The 23,243-nt window shown below is 72.1% G+C and carries 20 protein-coding genes; 7 read left to right on the forward strand and 13 right to left on the reverse strand.

Going from position 1 to position 23,243, the window contains the following annotated elements; genetic code table 11:
* Positions 1-52 precede the first annotated feature (52 nt).
* Both ACFVQG_RS14285 and ppdK read left to right on the forward strand, forming a co-directional pair.
* Positions 53-1,279 carry an ROK family protein gene (locus ACFVQG_RS14285; RefSeq protein ID WP_383381274.1) on the forward strand — a complete coding sequence of 409 codons (1,227 nt, stop codon included), beginning with the start codon at positions 53-55 and terminating at the stop codon, positions 1,277-1,279.
* Between the two features lie 418 nt (positions 1,280-1,697).
* A complete protein-coding gene (gene ppdK, locus ACFVQG_RS14290) occupies positions 1,698-4,445 on the forward strand; it encodes a pyruvate, phosphate dikinase (protein WP_383381277.1) in 2,748 nt (915 codons plus the stop codon).
* A gap of 120 nt (positions 4,446-4,565) precedes the next feature.
* Here the strand turns inward: ppdK and ACFVQG_RS14295 are convergent, their stop codons facing one another.
* The 6 genes from ACFVQG_RS14295 to ACFVQG_RS14320 form a co-directional block, all read right to left on the reverse strand.
* Positions 4,566-4,811, reverse strand: a complete 246-nt coding sequence (locus ACFVQG_RS14295; RefSeq protein ID WP_383381280.1) for a hypothetical protein — start codon at positions 4,809-4,811, stop codon at positions 4,566-4,568.
* A gap of 54 nt (positions 4,812-4,865) precedes the next feature.
* Positions 4,866-5,249: an LAETG motif-containing sortase-dependent surface protein gene (locus tag ACFVQG_RS14300; RefSeq protein WP_383381283.1), complete on the reverse strand. Its 384-nt coding sequence runs from the start codon at positions 5,247-5,249 to the stop codon at positions 4,866-4,868.
* Positions 5,250-5,578: 329 nt separating this feature from the next.
* Positions 5,579-5,821 carry a hypothetical protein gene (locus ACFVQG_RS14305; RefSeq protein WP_383381285.1) on the reverse strand — a complete coding sequence of 81 codons (243 nt, stop codon included), beginning with the start codon at positions 5,819-5,821 and terminating at the stop codon, positions 5,579-5,581.
* 84 nt (positions 5,822-5,905) lie between these two features.
* Positions 5,906-6,823: a hypothetical protein gene (locus ACFVQG_RS14310; protein ID WP_383381288.1), complete on the reverse strand. Its 918-nt coding sequence runs from the start codon at positions 6,821-6,823 to the stop codon at positions 5,906-5,908.
* Between the two features lie 205 nt (positions 6,824-7,028).
* Positions 7,029-7,979, reverse strand: coding sequence for an SMP-30/gluconolactonase/LRE family protein (locus tag ACFVQG_RS14315; RefSeq protein WP_383381291.1), 951 nt, complete (start codon positions 7,977-7,979; stop codon positions 7,029-7,031).
* Positions 7,980-8,156: 177 nt separating this feature from the next.
* A complete protein-coding gene (locus ACFVQG_RS14320) occupies positions 8,157-9,317 on the reverse strand; it encodes an alkaline phosphatase PhoX (protein ID WP_383381293.1) in 1,161 nt (386 codons plus the stop codon).
* A 438-nt stretch (positions 9,318-9,755) separates the two neighbouring features.
* Here ACFVQG_RS14320 and ACFVQG_RS14325 point away from each other — a divergent pair, with 438 nt between their 5' ends.
* Positions 9,756-10,712, forward strand: coding sequence for an oxidoreductase (locus ACFVQG_RS14325; protein WP_383381296.1), 957 nt, complete (start codon positions 9,756-9,758; stop codon positions 10,710-10,712).
* Here the strand turns inward: ACFVQG_RS14325 and nirD are convergent.
* The 3 genes from nirD to ACFVQG_RS14340 are packed head-to-tail and all read right to left on the reverse strand — an operon-like array spanning position 10,691 to position 14,882.
* Entirely contained in the window at positions 10,691-11,041 is a 351-nt protein-coding gene (nirD, locus tag ACFVQG_RS14330; RefSeq protein ID WP_383381298.1) for a nitrite reductase small subunit NirD, read from the reverse strand. The two genes, ACFVQG_RS14325 and nirD, sit on opposite strands and share 22 nt — an antisense overlap.
* Entirely contained in the window at positions 11,038-13,653 is a 2,616-nt protein-coding gene (gene nirB / locus ACFVQG_RS14335) for a nitrite reductase large subunit NirB (protein ID WP_383381301.1), read from the reverse strand. Before nirB ends, nirD begins: the two co-directional genes overlap by 4 nt.
* Positions 13,653-14,882: an NAD(P)/FAD-dependent oxidoreductase gene (locus ACFVQG_RS14340; protein WP_383381304.1), complete on the reverse strand. Its 1,230-nt coding sequence runs from the start codon at positions 14,880-14,882 to the stop codon at positions 13,653-13,655. The genes nirB and ACFVQG_RS14340 overlap by 1 nt, the downstream gene beginning before the upstream one ends.
* A gap of 178 nt (positions 14,883-15,060) precedes the next feature.
* Between ACFVQG_RS14340 and ACFVQG_RS14345 the strand changes: the two genes are divergently transcribed.
* Positions 15,061-15,843: a sulfite exporter TauE/SafE family protein gene (locus ACFVQG_RS14345; RefSeq protein WP_383381307.1), complete on the forward strand. Its 783-nt coding sequence runs from the start codon at positions 15,061-15,063 to the stop codon at positions 15,841-15,843.
* Positions 15,844-15,846: 3 nt separating this feature from the next.
* On the opposite strand, the gene ACFVQG_RS14350 is transcribed toward ACFVQG_RS14345, so the two are convergent.
* Both ACFVQG_RS14350 and ACFVQG_RS14355 read right to left on the reverse strand, forming a co-directional pair.
* The gene (locus ACFVQG_RS14350) at positions 15,847-16,494 is read right to left on the reverse strand and encodes a class F sortase (RefSeq protein WP_383381309.1); all 648 of its coding nucleotides are present in this window, start codon (positions 16,492-16,494) and stop codon (positions 15,847-15,849) included.
* Positions 16,495-16,764: 270 nt separating this feature from the next.
* Positions 16,765-17,292 carry a hypothetical protein gene (locus ACFVQG_RS14355; RefSeq protein WP_383381312.1) on the reverse strand — a complete coding sequence of 176 codons (528 nt, stop codon included), beginning with the start codon at positions 17,290-17,292 and terminating at the stop codon, positions 16,765-16,767.
* 269 nt (positions 17,293-17,561) lie between these two features.
* On the opposite strand from ACFVQG_RS14355, the gene ACFVQG_RS14360 reads away from it, so the two are divergent.
* Positions 17,562-18,134 (forward strand): NADPH-dependent FMN reductase, encoded by a 573-nt coding sequence (locus tag ACFVQG_RS14360; RefSeq protein ID WP_383381314.1) that lies wholly within the window; start codon positions 17,562-17,564, stop codon positions 18,132-18,134.
* Here the strand turns inward: ACFVQG_RS14360 and ACFVQG_RS14365 are convergent.
* On the reverse strand, positions 18,131-19,759 hold the full coding sequence (locus tag ACFVQG_RS14365) for a M4 family metallopeptidase (protein WP_383381320.1): 1,629 nt from the start codon (positions 19,757-19,759) through the stop codon (positions 18,131-18,133). The two genes, ACFVQG_RS14360 and ACFVQG_RS14365, sit on opposite strands and share 4 nt — an antisense overlap.
* A 161-nt stretch (positions 19,760-19,920) precedes the next feature.
* Between ACFVQG_RS14365 and ACFVQG_RS14370 the strand changes: the two genes are divergently transcribed.
* Positions 19,921-20,361 carry a gamma-glutamylcyclotransferase family protein gene (locus ACFVQG_RS14370; RefSeq protein ID WP_383381323.1) on the forward strand — a complete coding sequence of 147 codons (441 nt, stop codon included), beginning with the start codon at positions 19,921-19,923 and terminating at the stop codon, positions 20,359-20,361.
* A gap of 127 nt (positions 20,362-20,488) precedes the next feature.
* Positions 20,489-20,992, forward strand: coding sequence for a hypothetical protein (locus ACFVQG_RS14375; RefSeq protein ID WP_383381326.1), 504 nt, complete (start codon positions 20,489-20,491; stop codon positions 20,990-20,992).
* Here ACFVQG_RS14375 and ACFVQG_RS14380 read toward each other — a convergent pair.
* Positions 20,989-23,160 carry a molybdopterin oxidoreductase family protein gene (locus tag ACFVQG_RS14380; protein WP_383381329.1) on the reverse strand — a complete coding sequence of 724 codons (2,172 nt, stop codon included), beginning with the start codon at positions 23,158-23,160 and terminating at the stop codon, positions 20,989-20,991. The two genes, ACFVQG_RS14375 and ACFVQG_RS14380, sit on opposite strands and share 4 nt — an antisense overlap.
* Positions 23,161-23,243 lie beyond the last annotated feature (83 nt).

Here is a 23,243-nt window from a genome sequence, read left to right on the forward strand (position 1 = left end):
ACGCAAAACTCAATATGTAATGCAAGCTTGAGAAACACAAGGGGGTGCGCAGATGTCCGCACGCGGTGCTCGGAGTCACGGTGTCCGGGGCCAGGCCAGCTCCGGCGAACTGCTCGAACTGGTGCGCAGCGGACGCGCCACCACGCGCGGCGCGCTCCAGCAGGCCACGGGGCTGTCCCGGGCCACCGTGGGCCAGCGCCTCGACCGGCTGTTCCGCGCGGGCTGGCTGCGCGAGGGCGCGGGCGGCCCGGTGGACTCACCGCTGGGCGGACGGCCCTCCATCACCCTGGAGTTCGACGACGAGCACGCGGTCGTCCTCGCGGCCGACCTGGACACCCGGCACGCGCGCGCGGCGGTGCTCTCCCTCACCGGCGAGATCCTCGCCGAGCACGGCGGCACGCTGGTCATCGAGGACGGCCCGGAAGCGGTCCTCGGCGAACTGGGCCGCTGGTTCGCCGAGTTGCTGGAGAAGGCGGGCCACCGCGCGCCGGAGGTCTGCGGCATCGGCCTCGCGGTGCCGGGCCCGGTGGACCGGGAGACCGGCCGGGTCGTCCAGCCGCCGATCATGCCCGGCTGGGACGGCTACGACACAACCGGCCGCCTGGCCCGCGCCTTCACCGAGCACACCGGCGCCCCGCCCGTCCCGGTCCTCGTCGACAACGACGCCAACCTGATGGCGTACGGCGAACAGCGCACCGGCTATCCCGACTGCTCGGCCTTCGTCCTGGTCAAGGTCTCCACCGGGATCGGCGCCGGGGTCGTGGTGGACGGCTCGGTCTACCGCGGCATCGACGGCGGCGCGGGGGACATCGGGCACATCCGGGTCCCGGAGGGCGCGGAGACGCTGTGCCGCTGCGGGTCGTACGGCTGTCTGGCCGCGATCGCCAGCGGGGGCGCCGTGGCGCGGCGGCTGGCCTCGGCCGGGGTCCCGGCGGCGTCCGGCTCGGATGTGCGGGACCTGCTGGCGTCCGGGCATCCGGAGGCGGTGGGGCTCGCGCGGGAGGCGGGGCGCCGGGTCGGGGACGTCCTGGCGACCGTGGTGACGCTGCTGAACCCGGGCGTGCTGATGATCGCCGGGGATTTGGCCGGAACCGCGTTCGTGACGGGCGTACGGGAGCTGCTGTACCAGCGGGCGCTGTCCCGCTCCACCGCTCATCTGGACGTGGTGACCTCGCGGCTGGGGGAGCGGGCGGGGCTGGTGGGGGCGGGGGCGCTGGTGGTGGAGCACCTGTACGCGCCGGAGCGGGTGGAGGCGCGGTTGCGCGCGCTGGGCGTGTGACGTCCGTGTTTCCGCCGGGCGTACGCGTCCGCGCGCACGTCCGCATGGTGAAATCCCGCGCCGTGTGGCAGCGTGATTCTCGCCACCCCTGATAAGGGTTGCGCTCAGATGAGCGGATCTTGAGCGACTGCACTTCTCCAAGGGGTGGCACTGAGTGCCACCCCTTGATCGTTCATCGATCGAAATCAGACGTGCCGTGCGGCGCTCACGTGAGCGATAATCGCGGTCTACGGGGGTTGATGGCTTCAAGAAGTGAAAACAAGAACCCGTAACTGCTTACCAAGCCTTGACTTTCGATCCAGTGGCGGACGACCGGTTACGGGCGCATGACGCACGAGTGGACGTACCCAGACGCCTTCGATCTGGGTATGTTCCTCGCCGTCAGGGCAGCCACCGCGTCCTCGAGGAGTCGAGACCCGTGTCGGAAAACAAAGATCTTCAGGGAGCCGATCCCGGCGCCAGCGTTGAGGGCGTGAAGTTCGTTTATGACTTCACCGAGGGCAACAAGGACCTCAAGGACCTGCTCGGCGGCAAGGGTGCCAACCTCGCCGAGATGACCAACCTGGGGCTCCCCGTCCCTCCGGGCTTCACCATCACCACCGAGGCCTGCAAGGTCTACCTCGACAGCGGTGAGGAGCCCGCGGCACTGCGTGACGAGGTGAGTGCGCACCTCGACGCGCTGGAGCAGCGCATGGGCAAGAAGCTGGGCCAGGCCGACAACCCCCTGCTGGTCTCGGTCCGCTCGGGCGCCAAGTTCTCCATGCCCGGCATGATGGACACGGTCCTGAACATCGGCCTCTCCGACAGGTCGGTCCAGGGCCTGGCCAAGCAGGCGGGCGACGACCGCTTCGCGTGGGACTCCTACCGCCGCCTCATCCAGATGTTCGGCAAGACCGTCCTCGGCGTCGACGGCGACCTCTTCGAGGACGCGCTGGAGAAGGCCAAGGAGGCCAAGAAGGTCGCGGTCGACACCGAGCTGGAGGCCGCGGACCTGAAGAAGCTGGTCACCACCTTCAAGAAGATCGTGAAGAAGGAGGCCGGGCGGGACTTCCCGCAGGACCCCCGCGAGCAGATGGACCTCGCCATCAAGGCGGTCTTCGACTCGTGGAACGGCGACCGCGCGAAGCTCTACCGCCGCCAGGAGCGCATCCCGCACGACCTGGGCACCGCCGTCAACGTCTGCTCGATGGTCTTCGGCAACCTGGGCCCGGACTCGGGCACGGGCGTGGCCTTCACCCGTGACCCCGCCTCCGGCCACCAGGGCGTCTACGGCGACTACCTGCAGAACGCGCAGGGCGAGGACGTCGTCGCGGGCATCCGCAACACGGTCCCGCTGGCGGAGCTGGAGTCGATCGACAAGAAGTCGTACGACCAGCTGATGCAGATCATGGAGACCCTGGAGAACCACTACAAGGACCTCTGCGACATCGAGTTCACCATCGAGCGCGGCCAGCTCTGGATGCTCCAGACCCGTGTCGGCAAGCGCACCGCGGGCGCGGCCTTCCGCATCGCGACCCAGCTGGTCGACCAGGGCCTGATCGACGAGGCCGAGGCGCTCCAGCGCGTCAACGGCGCGCAGCTCGCCCAGCTGATGTTCCCCCGGTTCGACGACGAGGCGAAGGTCGAGCAGGTCGGCCGGGGCATCGCGGCGTCGCCGGGCGCCGCGGTGGGCAAGGCGGTCTTCGACTCGTACACCGCGGTGAAGTGGTCCCGCTCCGGCGAGCAGGTCATCCTGATCCGCCGCGAGACGAACCCCGACGACCTGGACGGCATGATCGCGGCGGAGGGCATCCTGACCTCGCGGGGCGGCAAGACGTCCCACGCGGCCGTCGTGGCGCGCGGCATGGGCAAGACCTGTGTCTGCGGCGCGGAGGAGCTGGAGGTCGACACCAAGCGCCGCCGCATGACGGTCCCCGGCGGTCACGTCGTCGAGGAAGGCGACGTCATCTCGATCGACGGCTCGACGGGCAAGGTCTACCTGGGCGAGGTCCCGGTGGTCCCGTCCCCGGTGGTCGAGTACTTCGAGGGCCGGATGCACGCGGGCGCCGACGACGCCGACGAACTGGTCGAGGCCGTCCACCGCATCATGGCCTTCGCCGACCGCAAGCGCCGCCTGCGGGTACGCGCCAACGCGGACAACGCCGAGGACGCGCTGCGGGCCCGCCGCTTCGGCGCGCAGGGCATCGGCCTGTGCCGCACGGAGCACATGTTCCTGGGTGACCGCCGTGAACTGGTGGAACGCCTGATCCTGGCGGACACCCAGCAGGAGCGCGAGGAGTCACTGAAGGAACTCCTCCCCCTCCAGAAGCGGGACTTCGTCGAACTCTTCGAGGCGATGGACGGCCTCCCGGTCACGATCCGCCTCCTGGACCCCCCGCTCCACGAGTTCCTCCCCGACATCACGGAACTGTCGGTCCGCGTGGCCCTGGCCGAGTCCCGCCAGGAGCCCCACGAGAACGAACTCCGCCTGCTCCAGGCGGTCCACCGCCTGCACGAACAGAACCCGATGCTGGGCCTGCGCGGCGTGCGGCTCGGCCTGGTCATCCCGGGCCTCTTCACGATGCAGGTACGGGCCATCGCCGAAGCCGCTGCCGAGCGCAAGGCGGCCAAGGGCGACCCGCGTGCCGAGATCATGATCCCGCTGGTGGGCACGGTCCAGGAACTGGAGATCGTGCGCGAGGAAGCGGACAAGGTCATCGAGGAGGTCGAGTCGGCGACGGGCACGCGCCTGAAGCTCTCCATCGGCACGATGATCGAACTCCCGCGCGCCGCGCTGACCGCCGGTCAGATCGCCGAGGCGGCCCAGTTCTTCAGCTTCGGCACGAACGACCTCACCCAGACCGTGTGGGGCTTCAGCCGTGACGACGTGGAGGCCTCCTTCTTCACGGCCTACCTGGAGAAGGGCATCTTCGGCGTCTCCCCCTTCGAGACGATCGACAAGGACGGCGTCGGCTCCCTGGTCGCCGCGGCGGCCAAGGCGGGCCGCGAGACCCGCCCCGACCTGAAGCTCGGTGTCTGCGGCGAACACGGCGGCGACCCCGAGTCCGTCCACTTCTTCCACGAGGTGGGCCTGGACTACGTCTCCTGCTCACCGTTCCGCATCCCCGTCGCCCGCCTGGAGGCGGGCCGGGCGGCATCCCAGTCGACGGGCAGCGACCACCGCTGACCCCTGTTGGCCCCCGGGGCCGTCGCTTGTCACCCGACCCTCACCGATCAGCGACGGCCCCGGTGCACGAGGAGGGGGCGGCATCCCTGTGCGGGGGATGCCGCCCCCTCCGTCCGCGCCTCAGCCCTCCTCGAACAGCGCCTCCGCCTGCTCGACGGTGATGGCGCGGACGAGGAGGCCGTCGAGGCGGGAGAGGTCGGTGCAGGCGGTTACGCGGTCCCGCACGGTGTCGGAGACGGGGAGACCACGGGCTTCGAGGACGCGCAGGACGCCTGCGGCCTTGCCTGCGGCCATGCCCTGGGCTTCGCCCTTGAGGTAGGTCTCCTCGATGAGGGTGCCCCGGCCGGGGAAGTAACTGGCGACCATGTTCCGCAGCTCTCTCCATGTCTCGCGGGCCGGAGTGTTCTCCCCGGGCGTCGGTCAGTTGGCGTTGCGCCGCCTGGCCGTCAGGTACAGGACGCCGCCCCCGGCGAGCAGCACGGCGGCGCCGCCGCCCGCGAGGTAGAGGGTGGTGCTGTCGCCGCCGGTCTCGGCCAGGTCGGTGCCTTCCTGCCCTGCGGCGTCGTCGTCCCCGGCGGGGACGAAGTCCGCGGGCGGCTGGTCGCAGCCGATGCCGTCTTCGTCGCGGTCGAGGTGCTTGCCGTAGTGCTCGTCGGTCTCGGGGATGTTGGCGTGCCCGTTCTCGTACGCCTCGGTGCAGTTGGAGAACGGGTGGCTGCCGTCGTGGGCGACGGCGGTGGCCGGAAGCACGGCCAGGGCGAGACCGGCGACAGCGACGGCCATGGGCTTGCGGAACGACTTCATCAGGGAGCCCCCCAGCTTCGATTCATACGGATGATGAGGGGACGAAGGTATGGGAGGGCCTGTTGGCAACTGCGGCGAAATAAACGACCCGTGATGCGAACGTGACGTGACCGGACGGTAGCTCTCCGCTCATGTGTGGGCGTTCTGTAAAGGGGGATGGGGTCAGTCCCTGCCCAGGAGACGCCCAGGGCGGGTGCGTCGAGGTCCGCGGTGGCCCAACGGGCGGCGAGCTCCGTCCCGGCTGCCTCCAAGTCGTCGATGAGAGAGGTGGGCGTGACATCGGCGTGCAGGTCCACCCATTCCAGGTTGGTGCGGTGGACGAACGCCTCCTACCCTTCGCCGGGCCTCGCCACGTGCCGGTATCCGTCGCGGGTGAGACCCAGGCGGCCGTAGTAGTCGCCGAGGACGTGAGCGGCGAGGTCGTGCACGGTCGAGCGGGGCAGCGCCGCCTTGCGCCAGTCCGTGGGGCGCAGACCGCGCAGGGGAGCGAGCAGGGCGTTCAGCTCGGTGGGGAGGCAGGGACGCGTGTCGATCGGCGGACCGAGCCGACGGATGTCGGGGCGGCTGGGCAACTCCCGGCGACGGCCTTTCGGCGGACGATGGAGCGGCACGGTGAACGGACGCGCCAGCGGGGCACTGTCGCGCCCGTCCGGGCGTCAGCTCGCCTGCCCTGTCTCCTCGTCGAACAGTTCCTCCGCCTGCTCCACGGTGATGGCGCGCACCAGGAGGTCGTCGAGGCGGGCGAGGTCGGTACAGGCGGTGACACGGTCGCGTACGGTGTCGGGGACGGGGATGCCGCGGGCTTCGAGGACGCGCAGCACACCGTCAGCTTTGCCTTTGACCTCGCCCTTGACCACGCCCTTCGCTTCGCCGTCCAGGAAGGTCTCTTCGATCAGGGTGCCCCTGCCGGGGAAGTAGCTGGCGACCATTTTCTGTAGCTCTCTCCACGTCTCCCGGGCCGAGGTGTCCCCCAGGCCCACTTCCAGCAGTTCCGACCAGTAGCCGGCCGTCTCCTTGTCGAACGACCGCATACCGCGGGCCAGCAGATGCAGTATGGCCTCAATGCCCCGGCTCTCACTGTGAACGATGGCGCTGAACGTCGCCAGAGCGGGCTGCCGTGCCACCACCACCTCATCGGTGATCTCGGGAACGGAGTCCGGCCCGAGCACGAACGGCCGCGTGACCTGACTCAGCCAGGGCCCGACACGGTTCTCGAAGGGCCCCGCAGCCCACCGAGCGGTGGACCGCTTACGGCAGATGGCGACCAGCAGCACCGGCAGACGGAACTTGGCAGACAGGTAGGCCAGATAGTACGGCCAGTTGACCGCCTTGTCGTCGGCGGGGCGGGTCTGCGCCTCGATGGCGAGCAGGAAGCTGTCGCCGTTCGCCGGGTCGATCCTGAGTACCGTGTCGACACGGCGTTCCAGCGGCTTCAGCTCCGTGGTGTCCGGGGTGAGGGGCTCGATGTCCGCCTTGACCGGTGGCGGCAGGCCCAACGCCTCGAAGATGGGTGCGAGAACCTCCGGATGGTCCTGGAAGATCCGGTGCGAGGTCTCGTGGGTGGATGTGACCATGACGCCACGATGCTGCGCCACGGGACCGCGAACCACACGATCGCGGGGGCGTTCACCCTTTCGAGCGGCGCAAAAACGTTGTCTTCTCCCAGCGGGTGTCGCGGCGTCGGGCATTTCGGTGGTGGCGGGGAGGGGGACGCGCGCCTGTGAACGCTCGCCGAAGGTCGCGGTCCCGCACGCAGGCGCGCGTCGATCTCGGTGAGGGTCAGAGCGGGACCGCCACCCCGGTAAACGTCGTCTCCGGTGTCTGCGGGCTCGTGAAGCGGGCGTTGACCAGGTACAGGCGGTTGCCGTGGTGGGCGGCTGTGGTGGGGACGTCGAAGCGGGGGTCCGTGATGGTGTGGTGCAGGGTGGCCGTGGTGAGGGTGCGGTTCAGGTGCCAGACGCTGATCAGGTTGAGGCGGTTCTGGACGACGTAGAGCGTGCGGCCGAGGCGGAGGAGGCCGTCGCCGTTGAGGACCGAGTCCGCGCCGTGCAGGGTGAGTTGCCTGGCCTCGCCCGTGCGCAGGGAGACGTGGTACAGGGTGCCCGGGGTGCTCTTGACGACGATCAGGCCTCGGCCGTCCGGGGTGGCCACGAGGCCGTTCGCGTTGATGATGTCGGGGAGTTGGTCCCAGTCGCCCGTGAGGGGGAGGGCGCGGATCTGGCCCTTGCCGCCCCTCGGGACGCCGTAGAGGACCGGGTTGCGGGAGTCCGTGAACCAGGCGCGGTCGCCCGTGAGGATGACGTCGTTGATGAAGCACGGGGTTGTGGTGGTCAGCTGGAAGGTCTTGCGGAGGGTGCCTGTTCGGGCGTCCACCAGGCGGGCCGTGCCCTCCGCGCCGCCTGTCAGGTACAGGAGGCCGTCGGCGTCCAGTTTGAGGCCGATGGTCGCTGTGCCCGGGGCGCCCTCGTGGAGGGTCTCGCCCCTGCCCGTGCGCAGGTCCGTGCGGTAGACCGCGCCGTTGGCCCGGGAGCCCATGTAGGCGTACGGGCGGGCGCCGATGGTGATGCCCTCGGGGAGGAAGCCGTCGGGGAGGGGGAACTCCGTGGGCCAGGTGGGGCGGTCAGGGGTGGGTGTCGCCTGGGCTGGTCCCGCTGTCGCCGTCAGTGCCGCTGCTGCCGTGCCGACCAGCAGTGCGCGCCGGGAAGGGCTCGGGTGGTGTCCAGTCGTCATGGTGTGGTCTCCGTGCGGAGGAGGGGCAGGGCGGTGTGCCTGTGCTCCGATGAAACTCGATCCGGTGCGCGGATTCGAGCAACTCCCGCCGTTCGACAGGAGTTCGACAGCGAGGTGCCGTGAATGCTGTGCCGTGCCGTCCTGCCCCCCCGCGTGCTTCGCGGGCTTACCCCGTCGCTACGACCTGAACGGACCCGTCACCTCGTACGTGATGCCGCCCGAGGACGAACCCGTCGTGCCCCGCTGGCTGGAGAAGTACAGGCGCCTGCCGTCCGGGGAGAACGCCGGGCCCGTGATCTCCGAGGACGACTGGCCGCCGATCCGGAGGAACGGGGCGATCACGTCGTCCGGGGTGATCACGCAGATCTCCATGGTGCCGCCGTCCTCCGCCACGAACAGGTCGCCGGAGGAGGAGCCGGTGATGTTGTCGACACCGGTGAGGGGGGCCGTGCCGGAGGTGACCAGGGAGTCGTCGTAGGCCAGCTCGTAGGTGTTGTTCAGGAGGTTCAGCTGCCAGACCCTGTTGTCGCCCTTCGTCGTGAACCAGACCTTGTCGTCGGCGTAGTGGCAGCCCTCGCCGCCGTTGAAGGACTTCGAGCCGGAGACCTGGGTGCGGGTCGTCGTGGGGGAGCCGTCGGGGTCCGGGATGTCCGCCCAGGTGAAGGAGCCCGACGTGGCCGAGCCCGCGACCATGACCTGGAGCTTGCCCGCCGACAGGTTGCCCCAGGTGGTCGGGACGAAGCGGTACAGGCGGCCGTTCGACTCGTCCTCGGTCAGGTAGATCACCTTGCGCACCGGGTCGGCCGCCGCCGCCTCGTGCTTGAAGCGGCCCATGGCGTCCCGGCGGACCGCCGCGTTCACGCCCCACGGGTCGGTCTCGTAGACGTAGCCGAGGGACACCTCCTCGCAGGACAGCCAGGTGTTCCACGGGGTCTTGCCGCCCGCGCAGTTGGTCCGCGTGTTGGACAGGACGCGGTACGCCGCCGTGATCGCGCCGGTCGAGGAGAACTTCACCGCGCTCGCGCCGCCGCCCGGGTTGATCTCCGAGTTGGAGACATAGATCCAGCCCGTGCCGTCCGCGTAACAGGCGCCTCCGTCGGGGGCGTTGTGCCAGGTGTACGACGTGCCCGCGACCCGCTGGCCGGAACGGGCGATCACGCGGCTGGTGAAGCCGCTGGGGAGGCTGATGCCGTTGGCGTCGGGGGAACCGAGTGCCCCGTAGGGGCCCGCGCCGGGCTGGGCGGGCGCGGCGTACGCGGCGCCACGCCACAGGCTTCCACCGAGGGCTGCCGTTGAGCCGCCGAGGACGGCCGCACGCAGGAGGCTACGACGTTCCACTCTCACTCCAGGAGGGGTCGTGACCGGCCCCGCCGCCGGGCGGTGGCGGGGTGGTGCGGTCAGGGACGCTAGGGGAGGGGAGTGGACGGAGCATGGGGGATCATGGGCATGTTCATGGCGGGAGTGTGACGCGTCGGGGGCGGACACACCTCCCGCGGGTCCGGGGGCGGACACATCTCCCGCGGGTCCGGGGGCGGACACACCTCCCGCGGGTCCGAGGACGCGCGTATCTCCGGCGGGCCCGAGGACGGGCGTATCGCCGGGTCCAAGGACGGGCGTATCTCCGGACGCCCCACCGGCAGCCCTCCGTCGCCCACCCCTACCGCCAAATGGTTCTACCTCGGCCCTCGCCCCCTGCCGGTCGGCGACCCCACCGCATACATTGCCCTCACCGGGGGAGCCGACGCAGGGAACCGGCAGGGACCGATAGGAGCCTCCATGGCGGGCTGGACCGCAGACCACATCCCCGATCAGACCGGCCGTGTCGCCGTCGTCACCGGCGCCAACAGCGGCCTCGGCTATGTCGCCGCGCGCGAGCTGGCCCGCAAGGGCGCGCACGTGGTGCTCGGGTGCCGGAGTGAGGTGCGCGGGCGGGAGGCGGTGGAGCGGATCGCCGGGGAGGTGCCGGGCGCGGACGTCGAGGTCGTACGGCTGGATCTCGGGGATCTGGGGTGCGTACGGGAGTTCGCGGCGGCGTACCGGCATGAGCGGCTCGATCTGCTCGTCAACAACGCCGGTGTGATGGCGCTGCCTTACGGGACCACCGTCGACGGGTTCGAGACGCAGTTCGGGGTCAACCACCTCGGGCACTTCGCGCTCACCGGGCTGTTGCTGCCCGCGCTGCTGGCCACGCCGGACGCCCGGGTCGTCACCGTGTCCAGCATGATGCACGCGCTCGCCAACATCGACATCCGGGACCTCAACAGCGAGCGTCGGTACCGGCGCTGGATCGCCTACGCCCGGTCCAAGTCGGCCAACCTGCTGTTCACCCATGAGCTGGCGCGCAGGCTGGAGGCGTCCTACGCGGAGGCGACCGCGGTGGCGGCCCACCCCGGGTACGCCGCCACCAACCTGCAGACCAGGGGGCCGCAGGCCGACGGCAGCCGGGCCGGGGAGCGGCTGGCGGAACTGGGGAACCGGGTCTTCGCGCAGTCGGCCGAGGCGGGTGCGCTGCCCGTGCTGTACGCGGCGACCGCGCCGCGGGTGCGGGCCGACGCGTTCATCGGGCCGTCCTTCGCCGCCTGGCGCGGTACCGGTACGCCCGCCCCGTCACCGCGGGCCCCGTGGACCCTCGACGACCGGGCGGGCGAATACCTCTGGGCGGCCTCGGAGCGGCTGACCGGGGTGACGTACGGCACCCTGAAACCCGGGGGTCAGGCCGCCCGTACCTCGTAGGTCGCGATCCGTACCCCGTCCTCGTCCAGACACTCCCCGGTCCGCAGGTCGAACCGCTGCTTCAGCAGGGGCGACGCCACGAACGTACGGTCCTGGTGGCTGCCGAGGAGACCGCGGGAGAGGACCGCCGCGCCACCGAACGGGTCGCGGTTGTCGATGGCGTACAGCTCCCCCTTGCGGTCGCGGAACAGGGCCGCCTGGCGGCCGTCCGGCAGCAGGACCGCCACGCCACGGCCGGGGATCAGCTGGTTCAGGTCGCAGGCCGTGAACCAGTCGTCGCCCAGCCGGAGCTGGATCTTGAGGTCGGTCGTCTCGGGTGCCAGGGTCATCGCTGGGCGCTTCCTTCCAGGACGTCTGCCGCGGCATCCGCGGGGCGCATGCCGATGGACAGCAACGGCAGGTCGGGCTTGATCTGGTCGCGTTCGGGGACGAAGCCGACGACCGGGTCGGGCGTGTCGGGCGCGTTCACGAAGGACACGAACCGGGCCAGCTTCTCGGGGTCGTTGATGGTCTCCGCCCACTCGTCGCGGTAGTGGGAGACATGGGCCGACATCAGGGACTCCAGCTCCTCGCAGATGCCGAGGGAGTCCTCCACCACCACGTCGCGTACGTGGTCGAGGCCGCCGGGGATCCGCTCCAGCCAGGTGGAGGTGCGCTCCAGCCGGTCGGCGGTGCGGATGTAGTACATCAGGAACCGGTCGATCAGCCGGATCAGCTCGGCGTCCGTGAGGTCCTGGGCCAGCAAATCCGCGTGGCGCGGGGTCGCGCCGCCGTTGCCGCCGACGTAGAGGTTCCAGCCGTTGGAGGTGGCGATCACGCCGAAGTCCTTCGACTGGGCCTCGGCGCACTCGCGGGCGCAGCCCGACACCGCCGACTTCAGCTTGTGCGGGGAGCGCAGGCCCCGGTAGCGCAGCTCCAGGTCGATGGCCATCCGGACGGAGTCCTGGACGCCGTAGCGGCACCAGGTCTGGCCGACGCAGGACTTCACCGTGCGCAGGGACTTGCCGTAGGCGTGGCCGGACTCGAAGCCCGCGTCCACGAGCCGGGTCCAGATCATCGGGAGCTGTTCGACGCGCGCGCCGAACATGTCGATGCGCTGACCGCCGGTGATCTTCGTGTAGAGGCCGAAGTCGCGGGCGATCTCGCCGATCACGATGAGGCCCTCCGGGGTGATCTCACCGCCGGGGATGCGCGGGACGACGGAGTACGAGCCGTTCTTCTGCAGGTTGGCCAGGAAGTGGTCGTTGCTGTCCTGGAGGGCCGCCTGCTCGCCGTCGAGGACGTAAGGGCTCGCGCCGATCGTCGGGGCGAGGGAGGCGATGATCGAGCCCACCGCGGGCTTGCAGACCTCGCAGCCCTCGCCGCCCCGGGCGCCGTCGCGGCCGTAGCGGTCCAGGAGGTCCTGGAAGGAGTTGATGCGCAGGGCCAGGACGATCTCGTACAGCTCCTCGCGGGTCTGCGAGAAGCAGGCGCACAGGCCCTTGTCGACCTCGACGCCGCTGGCTTCCAGCTCGGCGGTGACGAGCTGGCCGAGCACCTTCACACAGGAGCCGCAGCCGCTGCCCGCCTTGGTGCACTTCTTCACCTCGGGCACGGTGGTGCACTGGTGGTCGGTGACCGCCGCGCGGATGGTGCCCTTGGAGACGTTGTGGCAGGAGCAGATGATCGCGTCGTCCGGCAGCGCGGACGGGCCGAGCTGCGTCGGGGCGCCCACCCCCGCGGGCAGGACCAGCGACTCCGGCTTGACCGGCGGGACCGAGCCGGTGAACGCGCGCAGGGTGCCGTAGTCGTCCGCGTCACCGACGAGGATGCCGCCGAGCAGGGTGCCGTCCCGGGCGACGACCAGCTTCTTGTACAGGCCCGCGCGGGAGTCGGAGTAGACGACGTCGAGGCAGTCGTCGGTGGTGCCGTGCGCGTCGCCGAAGGACGCCACGTCCACGCCGAGCAGCTTCAGCTTGGTCGACAGGTCGGCGCCGGTGAAGGCGGCCTCCTCGGCGGCGATCGTCGCGGCGGCGGTCTCCGCCTGCTCGTTGCCGGGCGCCACCAGGCCGTACACCCTGCCGTCCGCCGCCAGCGCGCACTCGCCGATCGCGAAGACGTGCGGGTCGGAGACGGAGCGGCACTGCTCGTCCACCGCGATGCCGCCGCGCTCGCCGACCGTCAGACCGCAGTCGCGGGCCAGCTGGTCGCGGGGGCGGACACCGGCGGAGAAGACGACCAGGTCGGTGGCGAGTTCGGAGCCGTCGGACAGCTTCATCCCGGTCACCGCGCCGGACTCGTCGACGACGATCTCCTGGGTGCCCACGCCGGTGTGGACGCCCAGGCCCATCTCCTCGATGGTGCGCAGCAGGGCCGCGCCGCCGCCGTCGTCGACCTGCACCGGCATCAGCCGCGGCGCGAACTCCACGATGTGCGAGGTCAGCCCGAGGCCCTTGAGCGCGCCCGCGGCCTCCAGGCCGAGCAGACCGCCGCCGACGACGGCGCCGACCTCGGCCGTCTTGGCGTACTCCTCGATCGCGAGGAGGTCCTCGATGGTGCGGTAGACGAAGCAGCCGGTGGCGTCCTTGTTCGGGACCGGCGGGACGAACGGGTACGAACCGGTGGCCAGCACCAGGATGTCGTAGCCGACCGTGAAGCCGGAGCGGGCCGTGACGGTCCGCGTCTCGCGGTCGATCGTCTCGGCCGGGTCACCGATCCGCAGCTCGATCGCGTGCTTGTCGATGAACTCCATGTCGGTCATCGACAGCTCGTCCGGCGTGGTGCCCGAGAAGTACGAGGTCAGCTGCACGCGGTCGTACGCGGGACGCGGCTCCTCGCACAGCACGACCACGCGGTGCGTGGCGGTCAGGCCGCGCTCGGCGAGCGCTTCGAGGAAGCGCTGGCCGACCATGCCGTGGCCGACGAGCACGATCGTGGGGGTGACCCCCTGGGTGGCGGTCATCAGGAGCCTCCATCGTTGGTCAGCAGGTGGAGCAGTGGCGCGCCGTCCGCGGGGAGCGGCTCTGCTCCCTCCCAGGCGCGCGCGAGCGCGCCGACGGTGCCGAGTTCACCGACGAGGACCCCGCCCACCACGCGGTCGTCGCGGACGACGACCTTGCGGTAGGTGCCTCGGGTGGCGTCGGTGAGCTGGACGACGTCGTCGCCCGGAAGCGCCTCCGTCTCGCCGAACGCGGCGAGGTCGAAGGTGGCGTGGTCACGTGCGGTGTGGCCGTTCAGGGTCAGCCGGGTCAGGGCGCGGGTGCCGGTGTAGCGGGCGCCCCCGTCACCGGCCAGCGCCTCGGCCAGTACGTCGGCCTGTTCCAGCGCCGGGGTGGCCAGCCCGTACAGCGTGTCGTCGTGCTGGGCGCAGTCGCCGATCGCCCGGATGTGCGGGTCGGAGGTGCGCAGTTCGTCGTCGACGACGACGCCCTTGCGGACGTCGAGCCCCGCGGCCTGGGCGAGGCCCACGCGCGGGTGGACGCCGCAGGCCAGGACGGTGAGGTCGGCGTCGAGGGCGTAGCCGTCGGCCATCTCCACCGAGCGGACCGCGCCGCCGACGCAGCGCACGTCGCGCACCCGGCACTCGGTGTGCACCTCGACACCGAGGTCCTTCAGGTGCCGCAGCACCAGCTTGGAGGCGCCCGGGTCGAGCTGGCGTTCCATCAGCCGCTCGGACTGCTGGGCGAGGACGACCTGGGCGCCGCGCAGTGCCAGCGCCCGGGCCGCCGACACCCCGAGGAGCCCGCCGCCGATGACGACCGCCCGGACACCCGGCCGGACGGCCTTGGACAGGCCCAGGCAGTCGTCCATGGTGCGGAAGGCGTGCACGCCCTCGGGGAGGTCGCCGGTGCCGGTGAACAGGCCCCGCAGCGGCGGCAGCACCGGGATCGAGCCGGTGGCCAGCACCAGCGTGTCGTATGCGATGACCGAGCCGTCGGCGCACTCCACGGTCCGCCCGGCACGGTCGATGCCGGTGACCCGGGCCCGGGTCAGCTCCGCGGGCGCGGGCAGCGCGATCACCTCGGGGGCGTACCGCCCGGCCAGCACCTCGGCGAGCAGCACCCGGTTGTAGGGCCGGTGCTCCTCGTCGCCGACGAGCAGCGCGGGCGTGCCCAGCTCACCGAGCCGCTTGGCGAGCCGGACGCCCGCGAGCCCGGCGCCGATCACCACCACACGCTTATTCGAGGTCATGCCATTGAGCGTGCGGGGTGGGTGTTACCCGACCGAATCACCGTTGTTTCCCGCGGGGAACGCTGCCCTCAGCGGGGGCGCGGGGTGGGTGTGAGGCGCGCTGACCGGCGGCCTCGTTCCTCAGATCACCCTCAGATCGTTGGACGCCACACCTACCCCGTCCATAGGGTCGCCACTCGTGCCCGACATATCGCTGACCATGATCGCCCTGCTCTGTCTCGCCGCGCTCGCGGCGGGCTGGATCGACGCCGTGGTCGGCGGTGGCGGCCTGCTGCTCCTGCCCGCCCTGCTGCTCGGACTGCCGGGGAGCACCCCGGCCGCGTACGCGCTGGGCACCAACAAGGCGGTGGCGATCGTCGGCACCACGGGCGCCGCGGTGACCTACGCCCGCAAGGCGCCCGTCGACGTGCGCACCGCCGTACGCATCGGGCTGGCCGCGCTCGCCGGGTCGTCGGGCGGGGCGTTCTTCGCGGCGGGGATGAGCACCGAGGTGCTCAAGCCGGTGATCATGGTGGTGCTGCTCGCCGTCGCGGCCTTCGTGATCCTGCGCCCCGCCTTCGGCACCGCCCCGGCGCCGGGCCCGGCCTCCCGCCGCCGCAACCTCGCCGCGATCGGCCTGGCGGGCCTCGGCATCGGCTTCTACGACGGTCTCATCGGGCCCGGCACCGGTACGTTCCTGGTGCTGGCCCTCACCGCCGTGCTCCACCTCGACCTGGTGACCGCGTCCGCCACCGCCAAGATCGTCAACTGCTGCACCAACGCGGGCGCGCTGGCGACCTTCGCCTGGCAGGGCACGGTGCTGTGGCAGCTGGCCGCGCTGATGGCCGTGTTCAACCTGGTGGGCGGCACGGTGGGGGCGCGCACGGCGCTGAAGAAGGGCAGCGGGTTCGTGCGGGTGGTGCTGCTGACGGTGGTGTTCGCGCTGGTGGCGAATCTGGCGTACGAGCAGTGGCTGGCCTGAGGGTCACCGGCTGCCGGTCAGGTGGGCGAAGACGACCACGTTGCCCCGGTAGCCGGTGGACCGTGAGTAGCCGCCGCCGCAGGTGATCACGCGCAGCTCGGGGCGGCGGGCGGCGCCGTACACCTTCGCGTCGGGGAAGTCCCTCGCGTCGTACACCTCGACCGCGTCCACGGTGAACCGGGCGACACCGCCGTCCCGCCGGTCCACCTCGATGACCGCGCCCCGCTTCAGGGCGCCGAGGCGGTAGAAGACGGCGGGCCCGTCGGCGTTGTCCACGTGCCCGGCGACGATCGCGGTCCCGGTCTCCCCGGGCGTCGTCCCCGCCTCGTACCAACCGGCCAGCCCGGGACGGTCGGCGGGCGGCACGTCGAGACTGCCGGTGCGGGTGAGGGCGAGGCCGGTGAGGGGGGCGTTCACCCGGATCGCGGGGATGCGGATGCGCTCCGGGGGTGAGGGAGGCAGCGCGGGGGCGACGGCTCTCTCCCCGGCGGTGGTACGCGCCTCGGCGGCCGACGGCTGCGGGGGTGCGGAGGTCTCGGTTCCGCCGGAGAGCAGCCAGGCGCCGGTGCACAGGGCCAGGGCGGTGACGGTTGCTATGGCGAGGTTGCCGGGGCGGCGCCTGCGTTCCGGGGGCGGGGGCGTCGGGGGCATGGGCGGTGCCTGGTCCGGTGGGCTCGGGTTGCCCCTCGTCCCGGAACGCCTGGCCGCCCTCCCGGCCTTCCCCGGCCGTCCCCCGGCCCTCCCCGCCGGGCCCGGTCCTCCCGGCCGTCGAGGAACCCCCGGTCTCCCCGTCCTGCGACGCATGGTGAGCCTCCTGCCGTGCTGCTGGGCGGCCCCGTGCCCCCTCCGGGCCGCGAGGGGCGTCGGACCCGGAGGGGAGGGGACATGCGGTACCGGCGGACGGACAGCGGAGGGTGTCCGTCAGATCCCGTCGCCTCTCGCCCGGCGATGCAGGAGCCAGGTACCGCCCGCGGCGGCGACGGCGAGAGCCGCCACGCCTGCCGCGGTCCGTACGGGGTCGGGGCCAAGCGCGCCGCCGACCCCCGTCTTCACACTTCCGCGCGGGTACACCTGCTCACGGGGCACGGTCAGCGTGACCACCAGGTCGCCCTTGACCTGCCGCCCGCCCGCCGCGTCCCCGGCGCACCGCGCGACGATCTCGTACGTCCCCGGCTGCGCGCTCGGCGGCACCCGGAACCGTCCGACCGCCTCGCCGTCCCGCGCGCCCGGCGCCAGAGTGAACGTTCCGGCACCCACCGCGCTGGCGTCACCGGCCGCTGTGCCGTCGATGCCGCACGCCGTGGTGGTCACCGTGACCTGTCCGCCCGGGACCACGCCGGACGGGGACACCTCCAGACGGCCGGTGTCCGCCCCGTACGCGGACGCGGCGAGCGCGAGCGCGCCACCGGTCAGTCCGGACAGCATCAGCAGCCGGGCGGTACGTCGCATGGTGCTTGCTCCTTCGAGCTGTTCGGGCCCTGCCTCTACCGAGGTAAGTGGCAACGGCCCGCCCTCGCTTGCCGAGAGAGCGTCAGGAATGTGGCGAACGGGTGCCACGCCCGCCCCGGCGAAGGATGTTTCAGCAGGTCACAGGGGTCGCGGAGGGGGCGGCGCAAGAGCACCCGTTGGGCGCACGGCGAAGGTGTGAACGGGTGACCGCGCCGCGCGCGACGGCACCACTTGACCTCAACCAAACTTGAGGTACGAGGGTGTGGCGCATGACGACCCTCGACATCACCCTCATCATCGGCAGCAACCGCCATGGCCGCTTCGGCCCCGTCGTCGCCGACTGGCTCCTCGAGCACATCCGCCACCGCGACGACCTCGGCGTCCGTGTCGTCGATCTGGCCGACACCGACCTGCCGACCTCCCTCGCCCGCACCCCCGAGGCGGTCGACGCCCTCGCCGGAGTCACCCCCAAGCTGTCCGCCGCCGACGCGTTCGTGGTCCTCACCCCCGAGTACAACCACTCCTTCCCGGCGGCCCTGAAGAACCTCATCGACTGGCACTACACCGAGTGGCGCGCCAAGCCCGTCGCGCTCGTCTCCTACGGCGGCGTGTCCGGCGGCCTGCGCGCCGTGGAGCACCTGCGCCAGGTCTTCGCGGAGCTGCACGCCGTCACCGTCCGCGACACCGTCTCCTTCCACAACGCCGGTGCGTCCTTCGACGACCGGGGCCGCCCGAAGGACGCCACGGGCCCGGACGCGGCGGCCAAGACCATGCTGGACCAGCTGGTGTGGTGGGGCACCGCCCTCAAGGAGGCCAGGGAGCGGCGCCCGTACGGGGGTTAGCGCACGTTCACCGCCCGCCAGGCCGCCGCGACCGCCGCCTCCTCCGCGCTCCCCGCCCCGTACAGGTCCCGCGCCGCCTCCAGCGTCGCCGTGCGCGCGCCCGCGTAGGTCGTGGACGACGTCATGTGGACGGTGAGCGCCCGGTACCAGATGGCGCCGAGCTTGGCCCGTCCGATGCCGGTGACCGTGGAGCCGTCGCAGGTGGGGGAGGAGTGCGGGACGCCGCCGATGGTCTTCGGCCCGCTGCCCTCGGCGAGGAGGTAGGCGAAGTGGTTGCCGACGCCGGAGGAGTAGTGGACGTCCAGGGCGGCGACGGCCGGGCTCCAGCAGTCCACCGACTCGCCGTCCCGGGAGGGCCGGTCCATGTACCGCAGCGCCGACCGCCCGAACCCCGCCCGCACGATCTTCTCGCCGATCAGCCAGTCACCGGGGTCGGCGGGGTTGCGGGCGTGGAACTCCACCAGCGCGCCGAAGACGTCGGAGGTCGCCTCGTTCAGGCCGCCCGACTCGCCCGAGTAGGTCAGCGCGGCGGTCTTCGAGGTCACCCCGTGCGACATCTCGTGCCCGGCGACGTCCAGCGACACCAGCGGGCCGAGCAGCTCGCCGTCCCCGTCGCCGTACGTCATGCAGAAGCAGCTGTCGTCCCAGAAGGCGTTGTTGTACCGGTTGCCGTAGTGCACCCGGCTGTACGATCCCCTCCCGTCCCCCGCGATGCCGTTCCGGCCGTGCACGCCCTTGAAGTAGTCCCAGGTCACGTCCGTGCCGTACTGCGCGTCCACGGCCGCCGACGCGCGGTCCGCCGTCGTGCCGTCGCCCCAGTGGTTGTCGGCGTCCCCGAACACCGTGGCCGGGGCGCGGACGACACAGACCGTGCCGAGGAGGCACAGGTCGGACCTGTTGCCCGCGTCGCCGGTGTACGTGCCGCCGCGCGTCGGGTCCCTCAGTTCGTACGACGTCCCGGTGGGCGTCGTCTCCAACGGCACCGTGCCGCCGTACAGCGACCGCCCGTCCCCCGTCGCCGTCTCCAGGCTGTCCCAGGCGTCGATGCGGTCGCCGGTGCGGGCGTCGGTGAGGAGGGTGCGGGCCACCGGGTTGCCCCGGGGGTCCAGCGCGACCGCGTCGGTGCGCCAGGCGAGCCGGGGGGTGCCGTGCAGGGCGTCGACGACCAGGCGGGGCTTGGCGGTCAGGCGGCTCAGCGCCTCGCCGAGGCGGGTGGCGCGCAGGGCGTCCGCGGCGATCCCGGCGGCCTTCGGGGCGGACAGGGACGGCGTGACCGTCGGCAGGTCGAGGGCGGCCTGGGTGGCGCGGTCGGCGCCGTCGTAGTCGCCGTCCGGGGTGAGGTGGACGACGAAGTCGCCGCCGAGGACCGGGAGTTGGCGGTAGGTGCGGTCGTAGCGGAGGTGCTGGGTGCCGTCCGGGTCGACGATCACGTCCCGGACGGTCGTGTCCTGGGCGGGGGTCAGGCCCAGTGCGGTGGCGTGGGCGGTGAGGGCGCGGGTGGCGTTCTCGATCGCGGTGGCCCGGGTCGGGCGGTCGGCGGCGGTGGCGGTGGTGGGGGAGAGGGCGGTGGTCAGGAGAGCGGTAGCGGTGATGGATATGGCGTGGGCATGCCAACGTTGGCTCATGGAACTCCTCGGAGAGGGCGCCGCGAGGGGGACGGGGGCGCTGATCACCGAGATTCAAGTGGCCCGGACATGGCATGTCCATAGCGGTTATGGGCGGAGCGTGTGAGGGGTCAGAATCGTCCCTGCAAGGCTCCGGTAGCGCTTCCGTGCAGGTGAGACACGTGTCCCTCCCCTTCTTCGTCTACGGCACCCTCCGCCCCGGCGAACCCAACCACGCCCTCCTCCTGCACGGCCGTACGCACTCCGAGGAACCGGGACGCCTGCCCGGCGCCGTCCTCTACGACGGTCCCGGCTACCCGTACGCCGTCGAGGTGCCGGACGGCGACGGCGTGATCACCGGCGACCTGGTCACCGTCCCGCCGCGCGCGTACGCCGAACTCCTCGCCGCCCTCGACGCGTTGGAGGAGTACATCCCCGGTGACCCGCGCAACCTCTACGAACGCGTCGAGCGCGAGGTGACCCGTACGGCCGACGGCACCCCGGTGCGCGCCTGGGTCTATCTCGCCGCGCCCCGCGTCGCCGCACGGCTGCGCGCCCGCGGCACCGTGATCGAGGGCGGCGACTGGCGGCGCGGGCACCGCACCCGAACGGCCCAGCAGTGATGGCCGTGGCGGGAGGGCGCTCCTAGCGTCGATGCGGTGGCCGGACCACGCAGGACGGCCGCCGAATCGGAAGGGCTCACCCATGCGAACACGTCGAACATGCATGCGAGCGCGGGCGCGAAGGGGTATGCGGATACGCATCGCGCTCACCGCCGCGGTCACCGTGCTCGCGACCGCCGGACCGGCGATCGGCACCGCGCACGCCCAGACCGGCGACCTCGACTGCCGGGACTTCGCCTTCCAGGAGGACGCGCAGGCGGAACTCGCCCGCGACCCCAGGGATCCGCACCGGCTCGACGAGGACCCGGGACCCGACGACGGCTTCGCCTGCGAGGTGCTGCCCCTGAGGGCCACGGCCCGTGGCACCGTGCCGCCGACGACCAGCTCGACCTCCCGCCCCAACGCCACGCCCCCGGCCCCGGCGACCACGGCTCCCGCCCCCCGGGCCCCCGCGACCAGCCCCACTCCCGTCCCCACGCTCGGCGTGGAGGGCGGCCTCGGCGGCGGCACCGGGGGCCCGTCCCGCCTCGAACTGACCCTCGGGGCCGGTCTCACCGTCAGCGCGGTCGCCCTGACGGCCGGATACCTGGCCCTGCGCCGCCGCCGTGCGGCCTCGGACGACGCGGCCTAGGACTCCCGTACGGCCTCGACCTGCACCGCACACGCCTTGAACTCCGGCATCCGCGACGTCGGGTCCAGCGCCGGGTTGGTAAGGGTGTTCGCGCGGCCCTCGCCGGGCCAGTGGAAGGGCATGAAGACGGTGTCCGGGCGGATGCCGGTGGTGATGCGGGCGGGCGCGACCGCCCGGCCGCGTCGGGACACGACGGCCACGGGGTCGCCCTCGGCCGCCCCCAGCCGGGCCGCGAGCCGGGGGTGCAGTTCGACGAACGGGCCCGGCGCGGCGGCGTTCAGCTCGTCGACGCGGCGGGTCTGGGCGCCGGACTGGTACTGCGACACCACCCGCCCGGTCGTCAGCAGCACCGGGTACTCGTCGTCCGGCTCCTCGGCGATCGCGCGGTGCGAGACGGGCACGAACCGCGCCCGGCCGTCCTCCGTGGCGAACCGGTCGAGGAAGAGGCGGGGCGTACCCGGGTGGACGGGGTCCGCCTCGCGCGCCGGGTCGTCGTCCGGGGCTGCGACGTCGAGCGCGGTGTCCTCGCCGTCCCCGTCACCCGCGTCGGCAGCCGGGCACGGCCAGAACACCCCGTTCTCCTCGATCAGCCTGCGATAGGTGATCCCGGAGTAGTCGGCCACCCCGCCCGCGCTCGCCCGGCGCAGCTCCTCGAACACCTCCTCGGGGTCCGTCGGGAACCGCTTCTCCGGGCTGCCCTCCCCGCCCAGCCGGGCGGCCAGCTCGTGCATGACCTCCAGGTCGCTGCGGACCCCGGCGGGCGGGGTGAGGGCGCGGCGGCGCAGCAGCACCCTGCCCTCCAGGTTGGTCATGGTGCCGGTCTCCTCCGCCCACTGGGTGACCGGCAGCACCACGTCCGCGAGCGCCGCCGTCTCCGACAGCACGACATCGCAGACGGCGAGGAAGTCCAGCGCCCTGATCCGCTCCTCCACATGCGCGGCGCGCGGCGCCGACACCACCGGGTTGGACGCCATCAGCAGCAGCGCGCGGACGTCGGTGCCGAGGGCGTCCAGCAGCTCGTAGGCGCTGCGCCCGGGGCCCGGCAGGCTGTCCGGGTCGACGCCCCACACCTCGGCGACGTGCCGCCGCGCGGCCGGGTCGGTCAGCTTGCGGTAGCCGGGCAGCTGGTCGGCCTTCTGGCCGTGCTCGCGCCCGCCCTGGCCGTTGCCCTGCCCGGTCAGACAGCCGTACCCGGACAGCGGTCGGCCCGCCCGCCCGGTGGCCAGGGTCAGGTTGATCCACGCGCCGACGGTGTCGGTCCCCTTGGACTGCTGCTCGGGTCCGCGCGCGGTGAGCACCATCGCGGTCTCCGGCGCGCAGAACAGCCGCACCGCCTCCCGCAGTTCGGGCACGGACACACCGGTGATCCGCTCCACGTACTCCGGCCAGTGCGCCATCGCGGCAGCGCGGGCGTCCTCCCAGCCGGTGGTGCGCTCACGGACGTACTCCTCGTCCACGCGCCCCTCGGCGACGACCAGGTGCAGCAGCCCGAGCGCCAGCGCGAGATCGGTGCCGGGCCGGGGCGCGAGGTGCAGGTCGGCCTGTTCGGCGGTCCGGGTGCGGCGCGGGTCGATGACGACGAGCGTGCCGCCGTTCTCCTTCAGCTCGGTCAGGTAGCGCAGGGCGGGCGGCATGGTCTCGGCGAGGTTGGAGCCGACGAGGATCACACAGCCGGTCTTCGGGATGTCCTCGAGCGGGAACGGCAGCCCCCGGTCCACCCCGAACGCCTTGATCCCGGCGGCGGCGGCGGACGACATGCAGAAGCGGCCGTTGTAGTCGATCTGCGAGGTGCCCAGCACGATCCGCGCGAACTTGCCCAGCGCGTACGCCTTCTCGTTCGTCAGGCCACCGCCACCGAACACACCGAGCGCGTCCGGCCCGTGCGCGTCCCGGACCCGCCCCAGCCCCTCCGCGATCCGGTCCAGCGCCTCGTCCCAGGTGGCGGGCACGAGGTCACCGTCGCGCCGCACCAGCGGCGAGGTCAGCCGCACCGCCGACGACAGCACCGCGGGCGCCGTACGCCCCTTGCCGCACAGCGCCCCCCGGTTCACCGGGAAGTCCTCACGCTCGGTCACCTCGACCGTCCCGTCCGGAGCGGGCGTCAGATTCATCCCGCACTGCAGGGCGCAGTACGGGCAGTGCGTGGGCGTCGCGGAGTTCTGCTGCATACCGCCCAGCGTGCGTCGACCGTGTTACGTGCCGCGACGGCTCCCTGTTACACGGCCGGGACGACGACCTCCCCGCCCACGGA

This window comes from Streptomyces sp. NPDC057877 (genome assembly GCF_042796855.1).
In the GTDB taxonomy this organism is placed as follows: domain Bacteria; phylum Actinomycetota; class Actinomycetes; order Streptomycetales; family Streptomycetaceae; genus Streptomyces.